This window comes from Achromobacter spanius, from assembly GCF_003994415.1.
GTDB classification, from domain to species: Bacteria; Pseudomonadota; Gammaproteobacteria; order Burkholderiales; family Burkholderiaceae_B; genus Achromobacter; species Achromobacter spanius_C.
This window is the reverse complement of sequence record NZ_CP034689.1, coordinates 221613-246740: the sequence shown is the minus strand read 5'-3', so window position 1 is coordinate 246740 and position 25128 is coordinate 221613. Positions and strand designations below refer to the sequence as shown.

Annotated in this window: 25 protein-coding genes; 5 read left to right on the top strand and 20 right to left on the bottom strand. The window is 63.9% G+C overall.

What is annotated here, in order from left to right:
- Nucleotides 1–23 precede the first annotated feature (23 nt).
- From ELS24_RS01160 to ELS24_RS01135, 6 genes are all read right to left on the bottom strand, one after another.
- Complete coding sequence (locus tag ELS24_RS01160; RefSeq protein WP_127183162.1) at nucleotides 24–1082, bottom strand: glycosyltransferase family 4 protein; 1059 nt, start codon at nucleotides 1080–1082, stop codon at nucleotides 24–26.
- On the bottom strand, nucleotides 1079–2401 hold the full coding sequence (locus ELS24_RS01155; protein ID WP_127183161.1) for a UDP-glucose dehydrogenase family protein: 1323 nt from the start codon (nucleotides 2399–2401) through the stop codon (nucleotides 1079–1081). Before ELS24_RS01155 ends, ELS24_RS01160 begins: the two co-directional genes overlap by 4 nt.
- Nucleotides 2402–2503: 102 nt before the next feature.
- On the bottom strand, nucleotides 2504–3874 hold the full coding sequence (locus ELS24_RS01150) for an MFS transporter (RefSeq protein ID WP_050448174.1): 1371 nt from the start codon (nucleotides 3872–3874) through the stop codon (nucleotides 2504–2506).
- On the bottom strand, nucleotides 3874–5247 hold the full coding sequence (gene glmU / locus ELS24_RS01145; RefSeq protein ID WP_127183160.1) for a bifunctional UDP-N-acetylglucosamine diphosphorylase/glucosamine-1-phosphate N-acetyltransferase GlmU: 1374 nt from the start codon (nucleotides 5245–5247) through the stop codon (nucleotides 3874–3876). The genes ELS24_RS01150 and glmU overlap by 1 nt, the downstream gene beginning before the upstream one ends.
- A 66-nt stretch (nucleotides 5248–5313) precedes the next feature.
- Nucleotides 5314–6141 carry a PhaM family polyhydroxyalkanoate granule multifunctional regulatory protein gene (locus ELS24_RS01140; RefSeq protein WP_127183159.1) on the bottom strand — a complete coding sequence of 276 codons (828 nt, stop codon included), beginning with the start codon at nucleotides 6139–6141 and terminating at the stop codon, nucleotides 5314–5316.
- Nucleotides 6142–6182: 41 nt separating this feature from the next.
- The gene (locus ELS24_RS01135) at nucleotides 6183–6830 is read right to left on the bottom strand and encodes a glycine zipper 2TM domain-containing protein (protein ID WP_127183158.1); all 648 of its coding nucleotides are present in this window, start codon (nucleotides 6828–6830) and stop codon (nucleotides 6183–6185) included.
- A gap of 144 nt (nucleotides 6831–6974) precedes the next feature.
- On the opposite strand from ELS24_RS01135, the gene ELS24_RS01130 reads away from it, so the two are divergent.
- Nucleotides 6975–7202, top strand: coding sequence for a DUF3717 domain-containing protein (locus ELS24_RS01130; protein ID WP_050448178.1), 228 nt, complete (start codon nucleotides 6975–6977; stop codon nucleotides 7200–7202).
- A gap of 21 nt (nucleotides 7203–7223) precedes the next feature.
- On the opposite strand, the gene ELS24_RS01125 is transcribed toward ELS24_RS01130, so the two are convergent.
- The 5 genes from ELS24_RS01125 to ELS24_RS01105 all read right to left on the bottom strand — a co-directional run bounded on the left by ELS24_RS01125 (nucleotide 7224) and on the right by ELS24_RS01105 (nucleotide 11427).
- A complete protein-coding gene (locus tag ELS24_RS01125; protein ID WP_050448179.1) occupies nucleotides 7224–7838 on the bottom strand; it encodes an SCO family protein in 615 nt (204 codons plus the stop codon).
- Between the two features lie 17 nt (nucleotides 7839–7855).
- Nucleotides 7856–8749 carry a heme o synthase gene (gene cyoE, locus ELS24_RS01120; RefSeq protein ID WP_050448180.1) on the bottom strand — a complete coding sequence of 298 codons (894 nt, stop codon included), beginning with the start codon at nucleotides 8747–8749 and terminating at the stop codon, nucleotides 7856–7858.
- A 13-nt stretch (nucleotides 8750–8762) separates the two neighbouring features.
- Nucleotides 8763–9797, bottom strand: coding sequence for a COX15/CtaA family protein (locus ELS24_RS01115; RefSeq protein WP_127183157.1), 1035 nt, complete (start codon nucleotides 9795–9797; stop codon nucleotides 8763–8765).
- Between the two features lie 66 nt (nucleotides 9798–9863).
- Complete coding sequence (locus tag ELS24_RS01110; protein WP_050448194.1) at nucleotides 9864–10445, bottom strand: SCO family protein; 582 nt, start codon at nucleotides 10443–10445, stop codon at nucleotides 9864–9866.
- A gap of 85 nt (nucleotides 10446–10530) precedes the next feature.
- A complete protein-coding gene (locus tag ELS24_RS01105) occupies nucleotides 10531–11427 on the bottom strand; it encodes an SURF1 family protein (RefSeq protein ID WP_127183156.1) in 897 nt (298 codons plus the stop codon).
- A 36-nt stretch (nucleotides 11428–11463) separates the two neighbouring features.
- Between ELS24_RS01105 and ELS24_RS01100 the strand changes: the two genes are divergently transcribed.
- Nucleotides 11464–11664 (top strand): twin transmembrane helix small protein, encoded by a 201-nt coding sequence (locus ELS24_RS01100; protein ID WP_006392373.1) that lies wholly within the window; start codon nucleotides 11464–11466, stop codon nucleotides 11662–11664.
- Between the two features lie 327 nt (nucleotides 11665–11991).
- Here ELS24_RS01100 and ELS24_RS01095 read toward each other — a convergent pair whose 3' ends face one another.
- The 5 genes from ELS24_RS01095 to coxB all read right to left on the bottom strand — a co-directional run bounded on the left by ELS24_RS01095 (nucleotide 11992) and on the right by coxB (nucleotide 16164).
- A complete protein-coding gene (locus ELS24_RS01095; RefSeq protein ID WP_050448183.1) occupies nucleotides 11992–12867 on the bottom strand; it encodes a cytochrome c oxidase subunit 3 in 876 nt (291 codons plus the stop codon).
- 38 nt (nucleotides 12868–12905) lie between these two features.
- The gene (locus tag ELS24_RS01090) at nucleotides 12906–13130 is read right to left on the bottom strand and encodes a DUF2970 domain-containing protein (protein ID WP_050448184.1); all 225 of its coding nucleotides are present in this window, start codon (nucleotides 13128–13130) and stop codon (nucleotides 12906–12908) included.
- Between the two features lie 9 nt (nucleotides 13131–13139).
- Nucleotides 13140–13265: a cytochrome oxidase small assembly protein gene (locus ELS24_RS31130; protein ID WP_230694699.1), complete on the bottom strand. Its 126-nt coding sequence runs from the start codon at nucleotides 13263–13265 to the stop codon at nucleotides 13140–13142.
- Nucleotides 13266–13295: 30 nt separating this feature from the next.
- Complete coding sequence (gene ctaD / locus ELS24_RS01085) at nucleotides 13296–14903, bottom strand: cytochrome c oxidase subunit I (RefSeq protein WP_050448185.1); 1608 nt, start codon at nucleotides 14901–14903, stop codon at nucleotides 13296–13298.
- A gap of 103 nt (nucleotides 14904–15006) precedes the next feature.
- Complete coding sequence (coxB, locus tag ELS24_RS01080) at nucleotides 15007–16164, bottom strand: cytochrome c oxidase subunit II (RefSeq protein ID WP_050448186.1); 1158 nt, start codon at nucleotides 16162–16164, stop codon at nucleotides 15007–15009.
- Nucleotides 16165–16464: 300 nt separating this feature from the next.
- Between coxB and ELS24_RS01075 the strand changes: the two genes are divergently transcribed.
- The gene (locus tag ELS24_RS01075) at nucleotides 16465–17271 is read left to right on the top strand and encodes an NUDIX hydrolase (protein WP_127183155.1); all 807 of its coding nucleotides are present in this window, start codon (nucleotides 16465–16467) and stop codon (nucleotides 17269–17271) included.
- 1 nt (nucleotide 17272) lies between these two features.
- On the opposite strand, the gene ELS24_RS01070 is transcribed toward ELS24_RS01075, so the two are convergent.
- Nucleotides 17273–19906 (bottom strand): cation:proton antiporter, encoded by a 2634-nt coding sequence (locus tag ELS24_RS01070; RefSeq protein WP_127183154.1) that lies wholly within the window; start codon nucleotides 19904–19906, stop codon nucleotides 17273–17275.
- Nucleotides 19907–20094: 188 nt separating this feature from the next.
- On the opposite strand from ELS24_RS01070, the gene cpdA reads away from it, so the two are divergent.
- A complete protein-coding gene (cpdA, locus tag ELS24_RS01065) occupies nucleotides 20095–20931 on the top strand; it encodes a 3',5'-cyclic-AMP phosphodiesterase (protein WP_050449644.1) in 837 nt (278 codons plus the stop codon).
- Nucleotides 20932–21233: 302 nt separating this feature from the next.
- Here cpdA and rpoH read toward each other — a convergent pair whose 3' ends face one another.
- The 3 genes from rpoH to fghA all read right to left on the bottom strand — a co-directional run bounded on the left by rpoH (nucleotide 21234) and on the right by fghA (nucleotide 23927).
- On the bottom strand, nucleotides 21234–22118 hold the full coding sequence (rpoH, locus tag ELS24_RS01060; RefSeq protein ID WP_050449645.1) for an RNA polymerase sigma factor RpoH: 885 nt from the start codon (nucleotides 22116–22118) through the stop codon (nucleotides 21234–21236).
- Between the two features lie 154 nt (nucleotides 22119–22272).
- Nucleotides 22273–22962 (bottom strand): hypothetical protein, encoded by a 690-nt coding sequence (locus ELS24_RS01055; protein ID WP_127183153.1) that lies wholly within the window; start codon nucleotides 22960–22962, stop codon nucleotides 22273–22275.
- Nucleotides 22963–23060: 98 nt separating this feature from the next.
- Nucleotides 23061–23927 (bottom strand): S-formylglutathione hydrolase, encoded by an 867-nt coding sequence (gene fghA, locus ELS24_RS01050; RefSeq protein ID WP_050449647.1) that lies wholly within the window; start codon nucleotides 23925–23927, stop codon nucleotides 23061–23063.
- A 229-nt stretch (nucleotides 23928–24156) separates the two neighbouring features.
- On the opposite strand from fghA, the gene ELS24_RS01045 reads away from it, so the two are divergent.
- On the top strand, nucleotides 24157–24915 hold the full coding sequence (locus ELS24_RS01045; protein ID WP_050449648.1) for a hypothetical protein: 759 nt from the start codon (nucleotides 24157–24159) through the stop codon (nucleotides 24913–24915).
- The last annotated feature ends 213 nt before the right edge of the window (nucleotides 24916–25128 follow it).

Genomic DNA, 25128 nt, shown 5'->3' with positions numbered 1-25128 from the left:
GCGCTAAAAGACCGCGCCCTTGCCTAAGCCCGCCCCAGCAGCCGCTCGAACTGCGCCAGATACCGGTTCCCCATCTTCTGCACGTCGTGTTCGTTCTTCACGTATTCATACGCGCGATCGGTGACGTCTTTACGGAATGCCGCGTCGTCCAGGCAGCGGGCCATGCCGGCTGCCATGGCTTGATGGTCGCCCACGGCCACCAGCACGCCTCGGCCATCGGCCAGGCTTTCCTTCAGGCCGCCCGCGTCGGTGGAGACCACGGGCACATGCTGCAAGAAAGCGTCCAGCACGCTGCTGCCCAGCGCTTCTTCTTCTGAACTCATCACAAATACGTCAAGGATGCTGTAGAAGTCTTCGACGCCTTTGCGAAAGCCCGCGAAGCGGTAGACGTCTTCGATACCCAGGCGGCGCGCTTCGTCCTTGGCTTGCTGCTCACGGTCACCGCCCGCGCCAAAGTGCAGGAAGATGAAATCGCGCCGCGTCTTGGCCAGTTCGCCCACGGCGCGCACCAGGGTCACGGGGTCTTTGTCGCGGATCAGCGCGGCGGACGTGGCCATGACCTTCTTGCCGGCCAGGTCGAATTCCTGCACCAGCTTGGCGACGTTTTCAGCGTCGATGGCGTGGGGCTCCACCGCGCTGCGGATGATGACGGGTTCAATGCCCAGGCGGCGCGGCTCACCGGCGGCCATCTCGCTGATGGCCACGAACAGGTTGGCATGGCGCCACTTGAAACCGGTCTTCCATTCGTCGCCAGGCTTCACTACAAACGAGGTGCGGCGCGAGAACACGACGGGGCGACGATGCAGCCATTTGGTCAGCACGGCCCAGGTGATGGTGTTGGCCGTTTGCGCGTGGATGATGTCGTAGCGGCCCGCCCCCGCCAAAAAAGCCAATTGCCCCGGCACGTTGCGGCAGGTGTGGGCAACAAACCCTTCCTGGCGCGCGCGCTCGGCCAGCGGCGCGCCTTCCCGGCACATCACCTCGACGTCGTGGCCCGCTTTGCGGAAGGCGCGCATGCAATACAGCGTCTGCCGTTCGCCGCCGCGCCAGCCCTTCTCGAAGTTCAGTTGCAGGATCTTCATGCGCGTCCGATGCCGGAATACTCGAAGCCCAGGGCGCGTACGTCGGCCGGCGTGTACAGGTTGCGGCCATCGATGATGACGGGGGTTTTCAGCAGGGCCTTCACGCGGTCGAAGTCGGGCGCGCGGAAGACTTTCCATTCGGTGGCGATCAACAGCGCGTCGGCGCCGTCCAGCGCGTCATACATGTCGGTGGCGAAGCTGATGCCGGGCTGGCCGACCAGCACGCGGGCCGCCTCGTGCATGGCCACGGGGTCGTAGGCGCGCACATCGGCGCCACGGCGCGTCAGTTCGGCGATGACCGTCAGGCTGGGGGCTTCGCGCATGTCGTCGGTGTTCGGCTTGAACGACAGGCCCCACAGCGCAATCTTGCGGCCGCGCAAATCGTTGCCGTAGCGCGCGACAAGCTTTTCGGACAAGCGGAATTTCTGAGCGTGGTTGGCAGCCTCGGCCGCTTCGATGACGCGCATGGGCAGCGAATTTTCGGCGGCGGTGTTCACCAGCGCCTGCACGTCCTTGGGAAAGCACGAGCCGCCGTAGCCCGCGCCCGGGTACAGGAAGTGGTAGCCGATGCGCGGGTCCGCGCCGATGCCACGGCGCACCTGTTCAATGTCGGCACCCAGCGCTTCAGCCAGGTTCGCCATTTCATTCATGAACGAGATGCGCGTGGCCAGCATGGCGTTGGCGGCGTACTTGGTCAGCTCGGCCGAGCGCACGTCCATCACCATCAGGCGGTCGTGGGTGCGCTGGAAAGGTTCGTAGATACGGCGCATCACGCCGACGGTGTAGTCGTCGTCGGCGCCCACGACAACGCGGTCCGGGCTCATGAAGTCATTGATGGCCGCGCCTTCCTTCAGGAATTCGGGGTTGGACGCCACGCTGAACGGGATGTCCACGCCGCGCGCGGCCAGTTCCTTCTGCACCACGGCGCGCACCTTGTCGGCGGTGCCGACCGGCACGGTGGACTTGTCCACGATCAGTTTGCGGGACGTCATGTGGCGCGCGATGTTCTGCGCGGCGGCCAGCACGTACTTCAAATCGGCGGACCCGTCTTCGCCGGGCGGCGTGCCCACGGCAATGAATTGCACGTCGCCAAAGGCCACGCTTTGCGCCACGTCGTCCGTGAAATGCAGGCGGCCCGCCTGCACGTTGCGGCGGACCAGGTCTTCCAGGCCGGGCTCATAGATCGGGATGCCGCCTTGGCGCAACAGGGCAATCTTTGCGGCGTCCACGTCCAGACACATGACGTCGTTGCCCATGTCGGCCAGACACGCTCCCGACACCAACCCCACGTAACCGGTACCCACGACCGTGATTTTCATGCCTGCACGCCTTCAAAATAGGGAATCTTGCGCGCCTGGCAAAAGGAACCAGGCGCCGGCCGCCATTATAGAAGCGGCCGGGGGCCAGGGGCGCTGCGGCCCCTAGACGCGTAATTTGTTGAATCGGACGGTATTCACCACCACCGCCAAGGCCGCGCATATCGTGCCCAGCACCAGCGCCAGTCCCGGCCCGTGCGCCAGGCTGATGCTGAACGCGATGGCCACCAGCGCGGTGCCGAAGCTTTGCCCGAACACGCGGGTGGTGGCTTGCAGGCCGCCCGCCGCCCCGCTACGCGCGCGGGGCGCGGCCGATAGCATGGCGCGGTTATTCGGCGTCTGAAAGAAGCCAAAGCCCACGCCCGCCACGAACATGCCGGCCACGATGGGCCAATTCGACACCGAGGCCGGCAGCAGGGTCAGCCAGAGCATGCCGGCCACCATGGTTGCCGCCCCCACGCCGCTTAGGGTGGCGGCGGAATAGCGGTCGGACAGGCGGCCAGCCAGCGGGGCGATAAGCGCCGTGCCCACGGGCCAGGCGCCCATCAGCAAGCCCACTTCCAGGTACGGCCGGCCCAGCACCTGCTGGAAGTAGAACGGCAGGGCCACATACGACGCCATCTGCGCGGCGAAGGTACAGGCGGACGCGCCCACCGCGAACGCCAGCGGGCGGATGCGCAGCAGGTCCACCGGCACCAAGGGCGCCGGCTGCTTGCTGGCGCGGCGCACCAGCACCCAGCCCGCCACCGACGCAATGGCCACCAGGCCGATACCACGCAGCAGGTCCTGGCCCATCATGTCGACGCCGGAAATGAACACGCCCAGCGTCGCCATGCAGAGCAGCACGCTGACCCAGTCCAGCTTCACATCGTTGCGCGGCACTTCGGGCAGATGGCGCAGGCCGAACATGGCCAGCACGCAGATGGGCAGGTTGACGGCGAAGATCCAGGGCCACGGCGCCACCGACAGAATGGCGGAGCCGATGGTGGGCCCCAGCACCGACATCACGGCCACCGTGGTGGCGTTGATGCTGATGCCCCGGCCCAGCATGTGCAGCGGATAGATATTGCGCACCAGGCCGCCGAACATGCACATCAGCGTGGCGGCGCCCACGCCCTGGAAAACGCGCGCGGCGGTCAACTGCCACAAGGTGCCGGCCAGCGCACAGCCCAGCGATGCCAGAGTGAACAGGATCAGGCCGAAGGTGAACATGCGGCGAAAGCCGATGCGCTCGGCCAGCGCCGACAAGGGCAGCAGCGTCATCACCACCGCCAGGTTGTAGGCGTTGACGATCCACACTGCCTGGGCGGGCGAGGCGTTGAGGTCCACGGAAATCGTGGGCAGCGCCACGTTGGCGATGGTGGTGTCCAGCACCGACAGGCTGATGCCTGTCATGACCGTGGCAGCCGCCCAGTAACGGCGCGGCGCGGGCAGGCCGTCAGGCAGGGCGGCCTTGCCGGCGTCGTTCTCCGCCATCACGACTTCTTCGCGGGACGCTGCCAACCCTCAACGGTGATCTGCTTGGCGCGCGACACCGTCAGCTTGTCGGCCGGCGCGTCGCGGGTCAGGGTGGTGCCCGCGCCCAGGGTTGCCCCCCGGCCCACGCGCACCGGCGCCACCAACTGCGTATCCGAACCGATGAAGGCGTCGTCTTCGATGACGGTGCGGTGCTTGTTCACGCCGTCGTAGTTGCAGGTGATGGTGCCCGCGCCCACGTTCACGCGCTGGCCAATGTCGGCGTCGCCGATGTAGGCCAGGTGGTTGGCCTTGCTGTCGGCGCCCAGCACGCTCTTCTTTATTTCGACGAAGTTGCCGACGTGGCTGCGGTCGCCCAATTCAGCGCCCGGACGCAGGCGGGCATACGGGCCCACGCGTGCATCCTGGCCCACTTCGGCTTGCTGCAAATGGCTGAATGCCTCGATCTGCGTGCCCGCGCCCACGGTCACGTCGCGCAGCACGCAGTGCGGACCCACGCGCACGCCGTCAGCCAGCGTGACCTTGCCTTCGAACACGCAGCCCACGTCAATGAATACGTCGCGCCCGCAAGTGAGCGTGCCGCGCACATCAAAGCGGGCGGGGTCGGCCAGCGTCACGCCGGCTTCAAGTTGGCGACGGGCGTGCTCGCCCTGAAAGCGGCGTTCCAGCTCGGCTTGCTGCACGCGGCTGTTCACGCCCAGCGTTTCCCAACCCGCGCCGGGTTGCGCCGCGCCCACCGGCACCTTGTCGACCACGGCCAGGCCGACCACGTCGGTCAGGTAGTACTCGCCTTGCGCGTTCTTGTTGTCGATACGGCTCAGCCAATCTTTCAGCTTGGCCGTCGGCGCAGTCAGAATGCCGGTGTTCACTTCCTTGATGGCGTGTTCGGCTTCCGACGCATCTTTGTGTTCGACGATGCGGCACACGTTGCCCTTGTCATCACGCACGATGCGGCCATAGCCGGTGGAATCGTCCAGCACTTCGGTCAGCACGGCGGCGCCCTGGCCTCGCGCTTCCAGCAGGCGTTGCAGCGTGTCGGGCTGTACCAGCGGCACGTCGCCGTACAGCACCAGCGTAACGTCGTCCTTGCCATCGCCTTCCAGCAGCACCGGCACGGCTTGCTGCACCGCGTGGCCCGTGCCTTGTTGCGGCTGCTGCAACACGAAGTGCAGATCCGCCTGGCCTGCAAAAGCCTGTTTGACGCGATCCGCGCCGTGGCCCACCACAACGATGATGCGCGCGGGCTTCAACTGGCGCGCGCTGTCCAGCACATGTGCCAGCATGGGTTTGCCGGCCAGCGTGTGCAAGACTTTGGGAAGGTCGGACTGCATGCGTTTGCCCAGTCCGGCGGCGAGGATCACTACATTAAGCATAAGTTCTGATAGGTTGAGAGACGGCGCAAACGGCCTTGCGGCTGATGCGGGTCGATTGAAAGGAGTTCAGGGCTTGCCGTCGGCAGGCCCGTTGTTCTTGGACGCCCGAGGCGCGGACTTGGCTGCCGTCTTCGAAGTGGACTTGGCCGCGGGCTTGCGCGCGGCGGGCTTGGAAGCCTTGGCTTCGGTCTTGGCGGCCGGTTTGGAATCCTTGGATTTGGGCGTGGCGGACGCGCCCGACTCGGCGGGGTTGGTCGGCATGGACGCGGCGGTGGCGGCTGCAATCTGGTTGAACTGCTGCTGCAGCAGGTCCCACCACGCCTTCGACGCCGACTGCGCGGCGGCGCCCATTTGCTCGGTCATGCCAGGGCCGGCCGATTCGGAGGCCGATGCGGCCGATGCGTTAGCGGCATCCGATTCCGACGCCGCGCCAGCGGAAGGACCTTGCGGCTTGGTGTCGCGTGCGCTGTCCGGTGCTGCCGGTTTGGCAGCGGATGTCGGTGCGGGTTTCAGCCCTAGCACCACTTCCAGCGGCGACGCCGCGCCGCTGTCGCGCACGGCGTTCATGTCCATGCTGGCCGCGCTGTCCACAAACGCACGCAGGGTGCTGATGGTGGAACGCTGCACTTCCATGCCCTGGATGGTGGACGACAGCATGGACAGGTTCATGCGCAGCCAGTTTTCCACCGAACGCAACTCGGCGATACGGCGGTCCAGGTCTTCAAGATTCATGGGAGGCGCCATCGGCAGGCTGCTGGCCAGGCCGCCCGGGCCGGTCAGGCCGGCCCATGCCTGGCGCATCATTTCCATGCTGGCCAGCAAGGGGTTGCCCGACAGGTCGGAATTCTGTCCCATGCCGGGAAGGACAAACGGGTTCGTGAATTGGTCGCTCATGCCAGGTCTCCCCATGGACTGATTGCCGCCGGCCGCGCGGGTTAGCCCGGCAGCAGCTGGTTGTTTTCCACGCGCACGTGATCGCCCGAAGCAAAGGCGAACGGCTGCGCGCTGCGGAACTGGCGCGCACTGCCGTCGCTCATGCGGACCGTCAGCTCATAGTGCGTCACCGTTTGTTGCTGTCTGATATTACGCTCAACTTCACGGCCTGCCAAAGCACCGCCCACCGCGCCCAGCACGGTCAGCGCCGTCTTGCCGCTGCCTCCGCCAAATTGATTACCCACGACGCCGCCGACCACGCCGCCACCGATGGTGCCGACCAGGTGGTCACTGTTGTCCTTCACCGGCACCTGCACCTGCCGGATGGTTTCCACTACCCCGCAGCTTTGGCATGCCTGCTTGGCGGGTGCCGGAGCGGATGCTCGCGGCGCCGAGGCCGGGCGGGCTTGCTGCGCCTGCGGCGCGGACGGCTGCGCTTGTGCTTGTGCAGGCGCAGGAGCCAGATTGGCGTCTTCAGGGCCAGCTTCCGCCACCGGGGTGTCGGCATGCGGATTGGCCGACGGCGACGGCAACCAGCCCATCACCGCGGCCACGCCCACGGCGCACATGACAATGACGGCGATGGCGGCAGCCGCAACCAAGGGGTGCAAGCCGCTGCGCGAGTGCTGGATTCGGGTGGATGTATTCATGACGATGCTCCATCGTAACTAACCGGCATCGGTATAGCACCCGCACGCGGTTTCGGCATGTTGCGATGGTGACGCTTCTTTGCAGGGGTTGCAGGCGCCGGGCACGTCGGTGGACAGCCATGCCCATTCGTGGACAATACGCGCATGGATTCCATTTCCCTGCCCCAGCTCGAACAGGCCATCAATTACTGGCGCAACGTCTCCCCGTCCGTTGGCGACGAGTCGCGCCTGTGCCCTGAAGCCGCGGCGCTGGCCACGCCCTATGCCCTGATGATCATCACGCACCGGCACGACATTGCCGTGGCCGAGCTGAATGAAAAAGCCCAGGCGGCGTTGGCCGGCTGGGCTGCGGCGGGTTCGCAAACCCGCTGATCCTTCTTACGCACTAGCCCGCTAGTCTTTAAGCAGCGCCTGGATGTCGTGCGTGAGCGCGTCCACACCCAGCGTGTTGTTGGCCAGCACGCGCGATTCGCCCTTGCCATCCAGCAGGTAGAACGCGGCGGTGTGGTCCATCGTGTAGTTGCCGTCCTTGGTGGGCGCCTTGGCGTAATACGCCTTGAATGACGCGGCAGCCTTCTTGATCTGGTCCGGCGTGCCGGTCAGGCCCAGAAAGCGCGGGTCGAATGCCGTCACATACTGCTTCAACACTTCCTGCGTATCGCGCTCGGGGTCCACGGTGATCAGCAAGACCTGCACGCGGTCGGCGTCCGGACCCAGCTTCTTCATGACTTCGGTCAGTTCAGCCAGGGACGTGGGACACACGTCCGGGCATTGCGTGAAACCAAAGAACACCACGACAACCTTGCCGGCAAAGTCGGACAACTGGCGGGTCTTGCCATTGGTGTCGGTCAGCTCCAGGCCACGGCCCAACTGGGTGCCGCTGATGTCGCTGCCCTTGAACTTGGGCGCGCTGTCGCCGCAGGCGGCAAGGGTGGCGCTAAGGACAGTGATGGCGGCAGCGGCGGCAAAGCGCAGACCCTGCCGGCGGCTCGCGGAAAACAAAGACATCAAACAATCTCCAGGGGTCAGCGCAGCAGGCCGACCCAGTGGTCCACCAGCAGGGCGCCGAACAGCAGCGCCAGGTAGAGAATGGAAAAGCGGAACATGCTGCGCGCCAGTTCGTCGCTATAGACGCGGTACAGGCGCCAGGCATAGGACACGAACATGCCGCCCAGCACCAGTGCCGACAACAGATAGAGCACGCCGCTCATGCGGATGGCGTAGGGCAAGAGCGTCGTGGCCACCAGCGCCACGCTGTAGAGCAGGATGTGCAAGCGCGTGAATTGGTTGCCATGCGTGACCGGCAGCATGGGCAGGCCGGCCTTGGCGTAGTCATGGTTGCGGTACAGCGCCAGCGCCCAGAAGTGCGGCGGGGTCCAGATGAAGATGATCAGCACCAGCACCCAGGCCTCGGCAGGCACGGAATCCGCCACGGCGGCCCAGCCCAGCGCCGGCGGCATGGCGCCCGACAAGCCGCCAATCACGATGTTCTGCGGCGTGCGCGGCTTGAGGATGACGGTATAGATGACGGCGTAACCCACAAACGTGGCGAAGGTCAGCCACATGGTCAGCGGGTTCACCAGCGTGTACAGCACGAACATGCCCGCGCCGCCCAACAGGCCCGACAGGCTCAGCACCTGGAACGCGGAAATGGTGCCCCGGGCGGTGGCGCGCCGCGCCGTGCGCAGCATGCGCGCATCCACTTCCTGTTCGATCAGGCAGTTGATGGCGAAGGCGGCTGCGGCCAGCAGCCAGATGCCGATGGTGCCAAACAGCACGCGGCGCATATCGGGTACGCCCGGTACAGCGAGAAACATACCGATGACCGCGCAAAACACCGCCAACTGCGTGACGCGCGGCTTGGTGAGTACGAGGTATTGGCGGAGCAATCCGGGTTGAGGAGCGGCAAGACTGGTCATAGTGGACCCTATTTTAAACGCGCACCGAATTGGGGCCATAGCCCCCGGTCGGCACGCTTCCCGCCGTGGATAAACGCACCATCAGCACCACGGCGGCCAAGGTCAGGCCGGCGGCGCCCCCATTGTGCAACACCGCAATCAAGAGCGGCCACTGAAAGAAGATGGTCGTCAGGCCGGTGAACAATTGCGCGACCAGCAAGGCCAGCATCAGCGTGGCGGGGCCGCGCAGGCCCGGTTCGGCCCGCAACCGCCAGGCCAGCGTGCCCAGGTACAGGAACACGACGAACGCGAAATTGCGATGCACCCAGTGGATGGCGGTCAGCGCGGGCTGGGAGATCATTTCGCCCGATGGCAATTCACCCAGGCCACGAATCACCGAATAGCCGCCGTGGAAGTCCATGTCGGGCACCCACTGGCCGTGGCACATGGGAAAGTCCATGCAGGCCAGCGCGGCGTAGTTGGTGCTGACCCAGCCGCCTAGCGTCACCTGCACCAGCAGCAGGCCAAAGCCCACCGCTACCCAGGGCTTCCAACGCGCAGCGGTTGCTGCAATGGCCAGGTGCGGACGTTCGCGGGCCGATAGCCACGTCATCAGCGCCAGTACCGACAGCCCGAACACCAGGTGGGCCGTCACCACGGCGGGCATGAGCTTGTGCGTGACGGTCCACGCGCCGAAGGCGCCTTGCACGCACACGGCGACCAGCGTCGTCACGGCCAGCGCGGGCGAGCGGCCCAGTTCGCGGCGATAGCGCCATGCCATGTAGACGATGCCAATGATGAGCATGCCCAGGATGGTGCCGACGTAGCGATGGATCATTTCGATCCAGGCCTTGGACATCGTGACGGGTCCGAAGGGCATGGCCTGCGACGCCTGATGGATGTCGCCCTGCGCGCCCAAGGGCGTGACGCTGCCGTAGCAGCCGGGCCAATCCGGGCAACCCAGGCCGGAGTCCGTCAGGCGCACGAAGGCGCCAAACATGATCAGGTCCAGCGTCAGGAACCAGGTGAAGAAAACGAGCTTGCGATAACGCGCTTTGATGCGTTCCATATCAACCAACTGTAAGTACCCCCGAGCCGCGCACCCCATAGGGTGCCGGTGGCGGGCAAAGAATGCTTAACCAATGCGCGAGTTATAGACCAGCTTGCTGATGTCCTTGCGCACCTTCACGCCATCCGCCTGGGCAGGGTACTGCATCATCAGGTTGCCCAGCGGGTCGATCACCCAGATCGGGTCCTGCAAGCCCGGCTGCCCGGCGGCGGTGTCGCGGGCCAGCAGGTAGTGCGCAAGCTGGTCCGGGTTCACGCGCAGCATGACGGTGCCCTGATAGGCATCCAGCACTTTCTGCGGCACCGGCGCGTCGTCGGTAATGAACCAGACGCGGGCCAGGCGATCCACGTTCTTGCCCTGGCTGGCGTGGGTGTTGCGCGTAATGTAGAGCTTGCGAGCGCAGCTTTCCGGGCATTCCGCGCCATCGGCCGCCACCAGCAGCCACTTGCCCTTCAAGCTTTGCAGGTCGAACGGCTTGCCGTCCAAGGTCGTCAGTTTCAGTTCGTTGGCGGCGGGCATGGGGCGCTGCGGCGACACCAGCGTGCCGTAATTGCTGGACTCGTCCGGCCACCATTGCGGGTTCATGTACACCACGAAGGCGGCCACGATGGGCGCCAGCGAACACAGGAACACCAGCAGCATGGGCATCAACGAACGCTTGCGTGCGGGTGTGTGGGATGAGATGTCGCGAGCCACGTTATATCCTGGAAGAGTCATTCATTGATGCGCGCGCTCAGGGCCTTGCGCCCTGTCCCGCGCGCTGGCGCATGCGCTTGATGGCGCCCCCCAGCACCACCAGCCATGCGATGGCGGCAATCAAGCCGAACGCGAACCACTGGACCGCGTAAGACGTATTCTTTTCAAAATCCACGGACGGCTGAGGCCAGTCGCGCACCAGGCCGTCGCCGTCGGCCTGGTTGGGCTGAGCGGTCTGGCTGGTCTGGCTGTTCGGGCTGCTTTGAGCATTCGAACTTCTCTGAGCGTTCGAACTGCTCTGAGCGTTCGCGCTGCTCTGACCGCTCTGGGCCAACACGACGGGCAGCAGGTTCAGCCCTGTCGCACGCGCATAAGCGTCCAGCGGCAAGTTTTGAACCTGCGGCACCTTGCCGTCCGCGACCGGCAGCGTGGCGGGCAGGGCCGATTGATCCTGCCCACCAAGCGACCACAATTCAAACAGGCGCGGCACACGTTCGGCCATTTCGCCGGTGACGGTCTGCGGGCCTTGCGGCGTGGCCGGCAACGCGGGTTCGCCCCGGCCGGGCATGGCCCGAGGCAGCCAGCCGCGCAGCACCAGTACGGCCTGACGCGAAGACCCATCCAGCAGCAGCGGCGTGGCCAGCCAGTAGCCGGGCCGCCCTTCGTGGTTGCGGTTGTCCAGCAGTACACTGAATTGCGGTTGCCACACGCCCGTGGCCTGAGCCACACGCCAGGGCGTCAAATCGTCAGAAGGGGTGGCGGGTGTCAACAACACCGGCGCTTGCTTGCGGCCCGCTTCGATAGCGGCCAGAATGGCGCGTCGCTCATCGCTGCGACGCAACTGCCACTGCCCAAGCGACACCAGAATCACCACGGCGATGCCAAGCAGAAGTAGGGCGGTTACCGTGTAGCGTGTTGAATGCGGTCGGGCCATGTATCGTTGCTAACTCTGTTTTGTCCGGAGACCACCATGCGCGTTTTCGTCGTACTGGCCTTCATCGGAATTCTGGCCAGTCTGGCATCCGCCCTGGTCTATCTGATGCGGGACAAAGGATCCACCAACCGCACCGTCAATGCGCTGACGGTACGCATCGGGCTGTCGGTCGCCCTGTTCCTGTTCGTGCTGTTCGCCCATCACATGGGCTGGATCGAAAGCACGGGCCTGCGGTGATGGGTATGGCTATGGCAACGTAGGATGGGTGAAGCGCGCTGGATTCTCCGCAAGAACCCCAACACCCAACGCGCGTAACCCATCACGCAACGCCACCCAATCAACAAGCTTTGCCACACCTCAGCCTTCCGTTGGAGGGCTTGCACCACTTCACCGCTGCTTGATGGGTTGCGCGCGATTATCGACAGGGTTCTTGCGCAGGAGTTCCCGCGCTTCACCCATCCTACGATGTCCGGCTGCTGCAACCTCGCCACGTAGGATGGGTGTAGCGCGCCGGATTCACCGTAAGAACCCCGGCATCAAGCGCGCGTAACCCATCACCCAACATCAGAACCAATACACAAACAAATACAGCCCCAGCCACACCACGTCCACAAAGTGCCAATACCAGGCCGCGCCTTCAAATCCAAAGTGATGGTCGGCGGTAAAGTGGCCCCGCATCAGGCGTATCAGGATCACCGTCAGCATCGTGGCGCCCAGGATCACGTGGAACCCGTGAAACCCGGTCAGCATGTAGAACAGCGAACCGTACGCGCCCGAGTTGAACTTCAGGTTCAGTTCGGTATAGGCGTGGTGGTATTCCGCGGCCTGACAGGCCACGAAGATGAAACCCAGGATGACCGTGGCGGCCAACCAGAACATCGTCTTGCCGCGATGGTTTTCGCGCAGCGCATGGTGGGCGATGGTCAGCGTGACGCCCGAGGAAAGCAGCAGCGCGGTGTTGATCGTGGGCAGCCAGAACGGGCCGACCGTCTGGAATTCCTCGACCACGCCGGCCGGTCCGAAGTTGGGCCACGCGGCCTTGAAATCGGGCCATAGCATCAGGCGGTGATCGATGTCGCCCAGCCACGGCGTGGTGATGGTGCGCGTGTACCAAAGCGCGCCAAAGAAAGCCGCGAAGAACATCACTTCCGAGAAAATGAACCAGCTCATGCCCCAACGGTAAGACCCGTCGATGCGCTTGCTGTTCAGGCCGGCTTCGGATTCCTGGATGGCGTCGCCAAACCAGTAATACAGCACCACGATCAAGCCGATGAACCCCGCCAGGACAGACCACTTGGCCCAGTCGACCCCGTTGATCCAGGCCGCGGCGCCCAGCCCCATGAACAGCAGCGCCACCGCCGTGCGTACGGGATGACCCGAGTCGGCGGGCACAAAGTAGTACGGTGCCTCTTTACCTTGAACCGAGTGGCTTGCACTCATGGCTTTCTCCCTGGTACAGATTTATAGAATTAAGTGATTCAAGTCAGGCTGGAAACGGCCCAACGCACAATTAAAACCAGCACAGTTACGAAGATTGCCGCCGCCAGCAGCCCCGCCACAATCACGTGCACCGGGTTCAGCTTGGCGATGTCTTCCTGGTGGCCAGACCCCTTGCGCACACCGAAGAACCCCCAAGCCACCGCCTTCATGGTCTGAAGGAAACTCAGCTTGCGCCGGGAGGTTTCGTGCAGATCGTCGCTCATGGCCTGCGCCTAGCTGACCGCGTTGCCGGTCAGCAGGGCTGAACCGCGAAACACGGTCCAGCCGAACACGGCAATGACAAAGGCCACGAGGACCCATCCTGCAATCTTGTTACGGCGGCGCTGCTCGGGTGTCATTGCTGTGCTACCTGAAACGTGGAAGACGGTTTATTTGACTTCGGGCGGGGTTTCGAAGGTGTGGAACGGCGCGGGCGAAGGCACCGTCCATTCCAGCCCTTCGGCGCCTTCCCACGGCTTGGCGGCCGCCGGTTCGCCCTTGCCCATGTAGCAGCGCACGATCGCCCACAGGAAGATCAGCTGCGACAAGCCGAACCAGAACGCGCCAATGGTGGCCATCTGGTGGAACGTCGTGAACTGCGCGGCGTAGTCGGCGTAGCGGCGCGGCATGCCGGCCAGCCCCAGGAAGTGCATCGGGAAGAAGGTGACGTTGAACGAAATCAGCGTGGACCAGAAGTGCAGCTTGCCCAGCTTTTCGCTGTACATGCGGCCCGTCCACTTCGGCACCCAGTAGTAGGCGCCCGCGAACAGCGCGAACAGGGAACCCGCCACCAGCACGTAGTGGAAGTGCGCCACCACGTAATAGGTATCGTGCACCTGGATGTCGATGGGCGCCACCGACAGGATCAGGCCGGTGAAGCCGCCCATGGTGAACACGAAGATGAAGCCGATCGAGAACAGCATCGGCGTTTCGAACGTCATCGAGCCGCGCCACATGGTGGCAACCCAGTTGAACACCTTCACCCCGGTCGGGATGGAGATGAGCATGGTGGCGTACATGAAGTAGAGCTGGCCGGTTACCGGCATGCCCGTCGTGAACATGTGGTGCGCCCACACGATGAACGACAGCACGGCAATCGACGCGGTGGCGTACACCATCGAGGCGTAGCCGAACAGTTTCTTGCGGGCAAACGCGGGCACGATGGCCGACACGATACCGAACGCCGGCAAGATCATGATGTAGACCTCGGGGTGCCCGAAGAACCAGAACACGTGCTGGTACAGCACCGGGTCACCGCCGGCGGCGGCGTTGAAGAAGCCCGTGCCGAAGTGGCGGTCGGTCAGCACCATGGTGATGGCGGCGGCCAGCACCGGCATCACGGCCAGCAGCAGGAAGGCGGTGATCAGCCAGGTCCAGCAGAACAGCGGCATCTTCATCAGCGTGAGGCCGGGCGCGCGCATGTTCAGAATGGTCACGATGATGTTGATCGCGCCCATGATCGAGGACGCGCCCATCAAGTGCATCGCGAAAATGCCCAGGTCCATGCCCGGACCCATCTGCAAGGACAGCGGCGCATACAGCGTCCAGCCCGCGGCGGTGGCGCCGCCCGGCACGAAGAACGATGCCGTCAGCATGATGGCGGCCACCGGCAGCAGCCAGAAGCTGAAGTTGTTCATGCGCGCGAACGCCATGTCGGATGCGCCGATCTGCATCGGGATCATCCAGTTCGCAAAGCCCACAAAGGCCGGCATGATGGCGCCGAACACCATGATGATGCCGTGCATGGTGGTGAACTGGTTGAACAGTTCGGGGCGGAAGAATTGCAGGCCCGGCTCGAACAATTCAGTACGCAGCAGCAAGGCAAGCGTGCCGCCTTCCAGCAACATGGCAAACGAGAAGATGAGATACATCGTCCCGATGTCTTTATGGTTCGTGGCGAAAAGCCAGCGGCGCCAACCGGAGGGGATGGCGTGGTGGTGGTCATCGTGACCGTGGCCGTGGCCCGGCGACACGTGGTCTACAGTGACGCTGCTCATGATGGACTCCTTCCTGCTGAGTGCCGGCCCCGATCCACGGGACCGGCAGGGTATCTCTAACTAAACGGAACCGGTTCTATCGGTGTAGGCGTGGGGTGCGCGATCAGCGCGCAGCCGCAACGTCCTTCGGTAGAACCGTCGGGTCCTGCCCCTTGCCTGCATTGCTCCAGGCATGGCGTGTATAGCTGATGACCGCTGCGATCTCGACATCATTGAGCTGCCCGCCAAATGCCGCCATGGCGGTGCCGGGCTTGCCCTTGAGCACGGTGTTGATCTGGGCCGCTTGGGGACCCAGAACAACCTTGTCTCCGTCAAGCGGTGGGAAGCTGCCCGGAATGCCCTTGCCGTTGGCCTGGTGACAGGCTACGCAATTGGCGGCGAAGACTTTTTCGCCACGGGCAACCAGTTCGGCTTCCGTCCACTCTTTATTGGGATCGTCGGCGTTTGCCGCCATCTTCTTCTTTTGGTCTTCAACCCACTTATCGTAGTCGGCTTGCGCCAGGACTTCGACAACGATGGGCATGAAGGCGTGGTCTTTGCCACAGAGTTCCGCGCACTGGCCACGGTAGATACCCGGGGTGTCGGCACGGAACCAGGCGTCGCGCAGGAAACCAGGGATGGCATCCTGCTTGACGCCGAAGTCGGGAATCATCCAGGAGTGGATGACGTCGGCCGCGGTCAGCACGACGCGGACCTTTTTATCCACCGGCACAACCATGTGGTTGTCCACTTCCATCAGATAGAACTGGCCCTTGGGCTCGCGGTTCTCGATCTGTGCGCGAGGCGTGGCCAGCGTGGACAGGAACTTGACGCCGGCGGCGGAGCCGTCGAGGTATTCGTAGCCCCACTTCCATTGATAGCCGGTGACCTTGATGGTGAGGTCGGCGCTTGAGGTGTCCTTCATGGCCACCACCGTCTTGGTGGCCGGCAAGGCCATGGCGATGACGATGATGAAAGGGATGACCGTCCAGGCGACTTCCACGCCCAGATGTTCATGGAACGTCGCGGCCTTGTGCCCGCGAGATTTGCGGTGCGCCCAGATGGAATAGAACATCACCCCGAACACACCGATGAAGATCACGATACAGATCGTGAGCAACAGCCAGTGCAGCCACATGATGTCGCGCGAAATCGCGGTCACACCTTCATGCAGGTTGAGCTGATTGACCTTCGGGCCGCCGGGCATGTCTTGCACCTGAGCACCGGCCACGCTGCCAATCAGCATCGCACAAGCCCCCAGTATCCCTCTCCACTTCTTCATGCTTACCTCGAAACACGGCGCGAGGGCCCTTGTCGCCTAGTGGCACGAGTGTCACTTCAACAGGACTACGCGCAATTATTAGATGGCAGGGTTAAGCAGGGAGATAGAGCGGCCCCCGCGTTCCCACTCGAAATCACAAAGAAACTGGCGGATTATAGCGGACACGCAAATAGATGTAAGACAGGGCTCTTGAATAAAAAGGCCTCGCCCCCATCTGCGCCGCCCCAAGCTTCGGCCCTTGACGCGCACGCCAAACCGTGTGGCATAAAATCGTCAGCAACCTCATCACCACACGCCACGATGCCCAAGCAGTTGCCCGATTTGTATGCCGACCTGTGCGCCCGCGCGCAGGAAGCCGCCCCCGAAGGCGCGCACGCTTTATATATAGCGGGCCGCCGCTGCGGCTGGGCCACGCATGCCGCCTGCGACGCACTGCGCGATGCGCCCGGCATCGTCTGCGACGACGCCGCGCTGCACATCGGCGCGCACCTTAGCCCCGGCGCCGCACTGAACGCCGTGCTGGAAAATACCGCGCAACTGTTGCGCCAAGCCAACTGCCTGCGCGGCTGGCGCGACGAGCTGCTGGACGTGATGGACGGCGACGACGCGTTGGGCGTCATCGAGCGCGCGGCGGTTCGCCCCCTGGGCCTGCTGACCCACGCGGTGCACCTGAACGCCTGGACCCCGGACGGTCGCATGTGGGTGGCGCGGCGCGCGCTCAGCAAGTCGACGGATCCCGGTATGTGGGACACGCTGGTGGGCGGCCTGGCCGGCAGTGGCGAAGACCTTGAGCAGGCGCTGGTGCGAGAATGCGGCGAAGAAGCGGGCCTGGACGCACCTGACCTGGTCAACCGCACGCCGTTGCGCACCATCCTGCGCATACATCGCCGGCTGCCCGAGGGCTATCAGGTGGAAGACGTGCTGACCAGCACCTGCGTGTTGGCGCCCGGCGTGCGGCCCGCCAACCGCGACGGTGAAGTCATGGAGATCGCCACCGTCGACGTGCCCACCGTGCTGCGGCAGATCGCCGACGGCGAGTTCACGCTGGAGGCGGCGCTGGTGATCGTCGAAGACATCATGCAACGCCAGGCCGCCGGCCAGATCTGAATCAGCGGGACGCTGTTCCCGGCGCATCGGTCGCCGGCTCATCCAGTTCACGCGCCACGCCCGCGGCTTCGGCCGCTTCCGCCGCCTGCGCCGGGCTTGGGGCCGAGGCGGGGGCGGGCGTTGCGGCGGGCGCCGCCTGCGCCGCCTGAGAAAACTGCTTCCACACTTCGATCGCGCGCAAGCGCTGCTTGGCCACGACCTGGATACGTTCGCGCAGATTCTCGTCACGGGCCAGCAAGGCATGAAAGTCGCGCGACGACAGCATCAACAGCTTGCTATAGCCCAACGACGTGACCTCCGGCGTAATGTTCTTTTCGCCCAGCAGGGCAAGTTCGCCAAAGAATTCGCCGCTGCCCAGCTCGATCAGGGTGTTGTCGGGCAGATGCACCGCCACGGCGCCCGACGCCACGAAGCACATTTCCTCGCCATGCCGGCCTTGCGTCAGCACGCGCTGGTCGGGCAGCGCCAGACGCGGCTTGAGCAGCTTGCTGATGGCACGCAGCGAATCCGGCGACAGCCCCTCGAACAACGGCACGCGCTTGATCAGCTCGGCCGCGCTCATCTCGATATCCAGCGGCGGATGCGAGTCGATATGCGCCCAGCGGCTTTTCAACTGCGCCATCAGGTCAGCGTAAACCTCCCCACTGATCAAAAACTGCTCAAGCATGTCGCGGTAGCGAATACGCTCGAGTTCACGCGCAACGCGGCCCAGATAGCTTTCCTGCAGCCATTGTGCATAAGCTGGGTATTGCAGGTTCAGCGCCTGCAGGGCGTTTTCGATCAGGTCGAGCCGGCGCTGGTGCAAGGCCACAATGCGCTGGGTCGCCTCTTCGCCCAGCAAAGGCGTGATCTGTTCCCGCGCGAACACAATCAGCCGTTGCGCTACGGAGCGCTTGCTCATCAGATTGGCGAAGCGCTGGCCCAGCTCTCGCGCCAGCCAGCCCTGGAAACCAAACAGGTAATGCATGCGCAGCGCCAGCCGGAAGCCGGTGGAATAGCGCACGTCCTGCACAATGGCGCGCTCAAAACCAGGCACGCCGCCCAGACGGATGGCGTCTTCCAGCCGCTCGGCGCGCGCCAGCAGCGTCTCGGCCATGCGCCAGTCCACGATCTGCGCCTTCAGGATGTCGAAAAACATTTCCTCTTCGCGCTGCGCCACGATGGCCAGGCCCACGGCTACGCGCTGCTCGTCACTCATCTGGCTGACCTGGCCGTCGTGCACGCTGGTCAGGCTGGCGTCGAACACGGCGCGGATGCGGTCGCGCACTTCGTTGCCGATGTGCTCGGTCTTGGCCACTTCATCGGTTTTGTCCTGCAGGTCTTCCAACGCCACAGCCAGCGCCTGGTTGCGGATGGTGCGCTCCACCGACGACAGTTGGTTCAGGCCCAGCATGCGGATCAAGGGCCGCAGGCTGATGCCATTGATGAACAGCGTCAGCAGCACATAGCTGGTGGTTGCCACCGCGATGAACTGGCGCGCCTCTTCCGGCACGCCGGTCTGCTCGGTCACCGCCAGCGCCAACGCCAGCGACACGGCGCCGCGCAGTCCGCCCCACAGCATCACCACCTTGTACGGGTTGCTGACCTTGGTGCCCAGGCGCGTCAGCCCCAGCAGGGGCAACAGGCCGAAGACGACGATCGCGCGCGCCACCAGGGTCGCGACGAACACCACGGCCACCAACAGCAGTTCCTGCCAATCCGCGGCCGCCATCAGCTTGGGGATCAGCATTGCCGCGAACAGGAAAATCAGGGAATTGGCCCAGAAGCCGAATTGTCCCCAGGCGCTGGACAAGTATTCAAAGGTGGTGGGCGACATGCGTGTGCGGCCGGTGGAGCCCACGACCAGGCCCGCGATCACGGTAGCCACCACGCCCGACACGTTCAGATAGTGTTCCGAGATGAAGAAGGACAGGTAGGCCAGCGTCAAGGTCAGCGTGATCTCGGCCGTGGGAAAGCCGCGCAGCCAGGCGAACAGGAAGCAGGCCAGCCGCCCCATCGCAAAGCCCGCGACGCCGCCGCCGATAAAGTGCACGATGAAATCGTTGAAAATGCCGCTGACGGTCAGTTCGCCATGGCCGCTCAGCACGGCCAGCAGCACGGAGTACAAGGCGATGGACGCGGCGTCGTTGAACAGGCTTTCGCCTTCGACCAGCGTTGTCAGCCGCTTGGGCGCGCCCACTTCCCGAAAAATACCCACCACGGCGACCGGGTCCGTCGTGGCCACAATGGCGCCCAACAACAGGCAGACCACCAGGCCGTAGGACGAAATCGCGTCCAGCGTCACCCCGACCACCACGGTACACACCACCACGGCCACAATCGCCATCATCAGAATGGGGCCGATGTCGTCCATGAGGCGGCGCACATTCATGGCCAGCGCGGTCTCGAACAACAGCACCGGCAGGAACACCATCAGGAAGGTTTCAGACGAAATCTCGAAGCGTTCCAGTGAATCGAGAAAATCAGCGATCCAGCTGGGTGCCCAACCATGGACGTGGATGATGATGCCAAGCAAACACCCGACAATAGCCAGCAATACCGAATAGGGCAGCTTGAGCCGGCCAGCCAGCGGCGGCATAAAGCAAACCAGCGTGAGCAATCCGGCCAAGCCGAATACGAGAAATCCTACATCCATGGGTATTGCCACGTCCCGAGCAGTGAGAGGTGCGACAAGAATAGCGGTATTTTTCAGTGAGGCAGGCTAGGAAACTGTAGGGAATCGTAGAGAATGCACGTTTCGTTACCCTAGGTGCCGCGGCTGATACGCGCCGCGCCCTGTTTTTTGGGTAATGTGCAAACGTACAAACTACGCAGGAGCGGCACTTGCCACGCGTCCACTCTCTGGCCCGCCGTCACGACGCGCCCGCCATGCTGGTCCAGTTGACCGACAGCCATTTGTTCGGCGAACCCGACACCGCGATGCTGGGCGTCAATACCGACGCGAGCCTGCGCGCGGTGCTGCGCCAGATTGAAGCCGACGGCAAACGGCCCGACCTGCTGCTGGCCACGGGCGACTTGTCGCAAGACGGCGAGGCCGCCGCCTATCGGCGCTTTGCAGCGATTTTGGGTGAAGCCGGCGGTTTGTCGGGTGCGCAGATCCGTTGCCTGCCCGGCAACCACGACCAGCCGGCCGTGATGCGGCAAGAACTGCCGCAATGGTCAGTGCCCGTGACGGATGTGGGCGCCTGGCGCGTCGTGACTCTGGACACCACGGTCCCTGGCTCCAATGCCGGCCACTTGTCCGACAGCCAGTTGGACATGCTGGAAGCGGCGCTTGCGGCCGAGCCCGGACGTCACACCCTGATTGCCATGCATCACAACCCCATGCAGATCGACAGTCATTGGCACGACTCGATGATGATCGACAACCCGCAGGCGCTGTTCAAGCGGCTGACGCGCTGGCCGCAGGCGCGCGTACTGCTGTGGGGCCACGTCCATCATGAATTCGACCGCCGCCGCCACAACCTGCGCATGCTGGCCACGCCATCGACCTGCTTCCAGTTCAGCATTCGCGACGGCAAGCATGTGGTCGACAACCTGGCGCCAGGCTACCGTTGGATCAAGCTCTATCAGGATGGATCAATGGCCACGGGCGTGCGTCGCGTGCAGGACGCGTTGTGGCATACGGCGCTGGCGCCGGACGACGCGCAAGCCGCATAAAAATCGGGGCACCAGATATATGAATATATGTGGTGCCCCGCAAGCATCCGTCTCATAGGGGAGGGGAAAGAGGAGAAGCCGAGACGGATGGCAAGACTGCAAACTAGCTAAAGTTCGCGGTCTACATGAACTTAGGCGGCGCTCTCTTTATTAAGTTTCTGCAAGAGCCCGAAATTTGCCGGCGAATTTGTATCAATTTATTGGCGCCGTTATTGGCAGGGTGGCACGCGGAAACGCTGGGCAAAGAAAAGGGCCGCTTGCGCGGCCCGAGTCAGGCATCAACCAGCGGATCGGGAACCGAATCAGGAAGCCAGATTGCCGCGCATCTTCTTTAGCGCCGCGGCTTCGATCTGGCGGATGCGTTCGGCGGACACGCCGAACTCTTGCGCCAGTTCGTGCAGCGTGGCGCCGCCGTCATCCTGCAGCCAGCGCGCTTCAACGATGCGGCGCGAACGGGCGTCCAAGGCATCCAGCGCGCTGGTCAGGCCAGTGCTTTGCAGTTGGTCGCGCGCGGCGCGTTCCAGCACCCGCGTGGGCTCCTGGCGGCCGTCGTCGGACAGGTAGGCGATGGGCGCATAGCTGTCGTCATCGTCATCCTGGTTTTCCAGCGACATGTCGCGGCCGGACAAACGCACTTCCATTTCGCTGACATCTTCGCGGCGCACGTTCAGTTCGCTGGCGATGTGGTCGACTTGGTCGGGGTCCAGCGTCTGGCCGTCGGGACGCATGCTGCGCAGGTTGAAGAACAGCTTGCGCTGGGCCTTGGTGGTGGCCACCTTGACCAGACGCCAGTTGCGGATGATGTATTCGTGAATTTCGGCCTTGATCCAGTGCACGGCAAACGACACCAGGCGCACACCGCGCTCCGGGTCGAAACGCTTCACGGCTTTCATCAGGCCAACGTTGCCTTCCTGGATAAGGTCGGCGTGGGGCAAACCATAGCCCAGGTACTGGCGCGCCACCGACACCACCAGGCGCAGGTGCGAAAGAATCAGTTCGCGCGCGGCACCCAGGTCTTCCTGGTCGCGCAGGCGACGGCCCAACTCGGTTTCACGCTCGGCCGACAGAACGGGCAAGCGGTTGACGGTAGAAATATAAGCGTCGATCGTGCCAAGTGCGCCCGGATTGGCAATGGCCAACGCCAGAGCGTTGCCAGACGCGGCCAACGAGGTACTGGGTTGCTTCATAGCGGGGGTCTCCGGAAAGCGAGGGGATAGCGACATGGATTCGATGTTAGCACTCTAGTAAAGGGAGTGCTAATACGACTATTGCGCCGCGTCAAAGTTTCAAGTTTATGGCGTGTCCCCATTTTTTCTGACGCACCGATCAGGCCAAAAGGCGCTACCAGCCCAGACGCTTCAAACCCTCTGCCGTGGCCTCTCCATCCGGCCGGATGAACAAGGCGCCGCGCGGGTCCATATACACCTGGTATTTCGCGCCGTCGAACATCGGCATGTAGGCGGCGCTGCCAAATTGGACATCGACGAAGGGGAACCAGTTCGGAAAACTCTTCTTCAGGGACCCAAGATCCGGCGCGGGCCAATCGTCCAGCGCGTGGACGGACCTGGTGCCGGTCGCTTCACGCGCGATGTCGCTGTGGCGCCCTGACAAGCGCTCAAGGCGGTACAACGGCGGCACACCCGCCATCAGCGCCGGCAGCTTCCAGCGCACGACGCGGGCGTCGATTTGCCATTGGTCGCCATACAGCACGTATTGCTTGGGCTCCGTGCCCGGCCCGGTGGCGGTCAGCTGAAACTGCCCTTCGGCCTGTTGGCGAATTTCGACCCGGGCCACGGATTCGTCCGTAGTCAGCTTGTAAAACTGCACCAGCGACAAGGCCAGCAGCCCGGAAACACATCCCAGCAAGACCAGCATCAGGCCGAACAGGCGGCGTACCGGACGAAACTGGAACATCTTGCGGCCGCGCTCGTCACGCGGGCCGCCGCGGCTCAGCAGCATGACAAGGCCGGGCAGCAGGACGACGAGGGCGCCCAGAAGAATCCAGACGAAGGGAGCAATACCGTTGATCAAGTCAGGCGTTCCTATATAGCGCACCACGGCTGATAGCCCGATGCGCCCAGAGCGCCGCGAGCCTGCCGCGGCAGGCTACCCAGTATAGAAGCGGGCTTTCACCCTGCCGGTTTTCCAAGCCGCTCGACGTGAAACCGGATGTGATCTTCGATGAAGGTCGAGATGAAGTAATAGCCATGGTCATAGCCGGGCTGGCGGCGCAGGGTGAGTGGCTGGCCGGCGGCGGCGCAGGCGGATTCGAACACCTCGGGATACAACTGCTCGGCCAGGAATTGGTCGGATTCTCCCTGGTCGATCAGGATGCCGCCCGGAAAGGGCTGTTTCATCCCCTGCATCAGCGAAGCAGCGTCGTACGCGGCCCAGTCGGCGGGGTTGTCGCCCAGGTAGGCGCCGAATGCCTTCTTGCCCCAGGGGCACTGGCTGGGCGCGGCGATCGGCGCAAAGGCCGACACCGAACGGAATTTGCCCGGGTTGCGCAGCGCCAATACCAGCGCGCCGTGGCCGCCCATGGAGTGGCCGAAAATACCGGTGCGCGACGCATCGCCCGGCAATGTGCCGCCCGTGACGATGGCGTGCAGTTCTTCGGTCACGTAGCTGTACATGCGGTAGTGGTCGCGCCACGCTGGCGTGACGGCATCCACATAGAAGCCCGCGCCAGTGCCCAGATCCCAGCTTTCGTCTTCGCCAGGCACGTTGGCGCCGCGCGGACTGGTGTCTGGCGCAACAAGCATCACGCCCAATTCCGCCGCCAGGCGCTGTGCCCCGGCCTTGATCATGAACGTCTCTTCCGTGCAGGTCAGGCCTGCCAGAAAGAACAGCACGGGCACGGGGCCTTGCTCGGCTTGGGGCGGCACGAAGACCGAAAAGCGCATGGGCAGGCCGATCTGGGCGGACTCATGGCGGTAGTAGCGCTGCGTACCGCCAAAGCAGCGATGCTGGGAAATGAGCTCCAGGGCCACGGGCATGGACGTTCTCCGGTCGGGGGATGAAAAAGCGAAGACGGGTTAGGGTATATCCACGGTACGACGTTCCGTCGCCGAATGTTAACCTGCGCTGCATACCGGCCGGACGACAAAAAAAAGCGATTCCGTGCCCATATTGTGATCGCGGTACTTGACCAGCGCCCATCGTGGCACTATTTATATACCGTGAGCGAAGACAACCCGTTCTTCCAGATACGCAAGCCCTGACACTATGGCCCGTCTGCCCCGTCTGTACGCCCCTGGGCTGCCCCAACTGGTGCAGGCCAACTTCATTTCGCCGCTGGCCGCGCCGTCTCAACCCGCGCCCGCCGACATCCTGAACCAATTGGCCACCTGGCTGGGCGAATCCGCTCAACGCCATCGGGTGTCTGTCCACGGCTGGCTGCTGGCGAACGACCGCATCCTGCTGTTGGCCACCCCCGCCGACGAAGAAGGTTTGCCTCGGTTGATGCAGACGCTGGGCCGCAACCTGGCCGCTCGCCTGCGCGGTGGCCGGGTCTTCGCGGGGCGTTACCGGTCCGCCTTGCTGGAACCGGGCGCATGGGTGCTGCCGGCGCTGGTCTGGCTGGAAACGTATCCCGTGCGCAGCGGCGCCTCGCAAGATCCTGATTCATGGCCATGGTCCTCGGCGGCCAGCCACACCGGCAACACCACGGCCGCGCCCGCGCAATGGCAGTCCGACCACGCGGACTACTGGGCTTGCGGCAACACGCCTTTCGACCGTCAAGCCAACTACCGCAAACGCTTGCAAGACGGCTTGTCGCGGGAAGAGTCCCAGCGCATTGATCAAGCTGTATCCGGCCAGTGGGCATTGGGCGGGCCCAGCTTCATTGCCAGCCTGGCGCATACCGCCAGCCGGCGCGTGGCACCGGGCCAGCGCGGTCGGCCGCGCAAGAAACCCGCCGCTGCAACGGAATCGGATTCGCCCGCGACCCCGCCGCCCAGCAACAACCCTCCGGCAACTTCTTGAATTTCCAAACCCGCCTGCCTGGCGGGTTTTTATTTGACGCCCTTTGTGGACCTGGACTGCCCCCGGCTGTGCATTTTTCGCCACAGGCGATGGCGCACATGCGCGCCAAAAAATGGGGACGCATTATTCGAAAAAGATCGATTTTGGTGCAGACTCGGATCGCCTCGCGCTCACCCCTGCGCATCGCCCCAGGAATGGCGCGGACCTTAATAT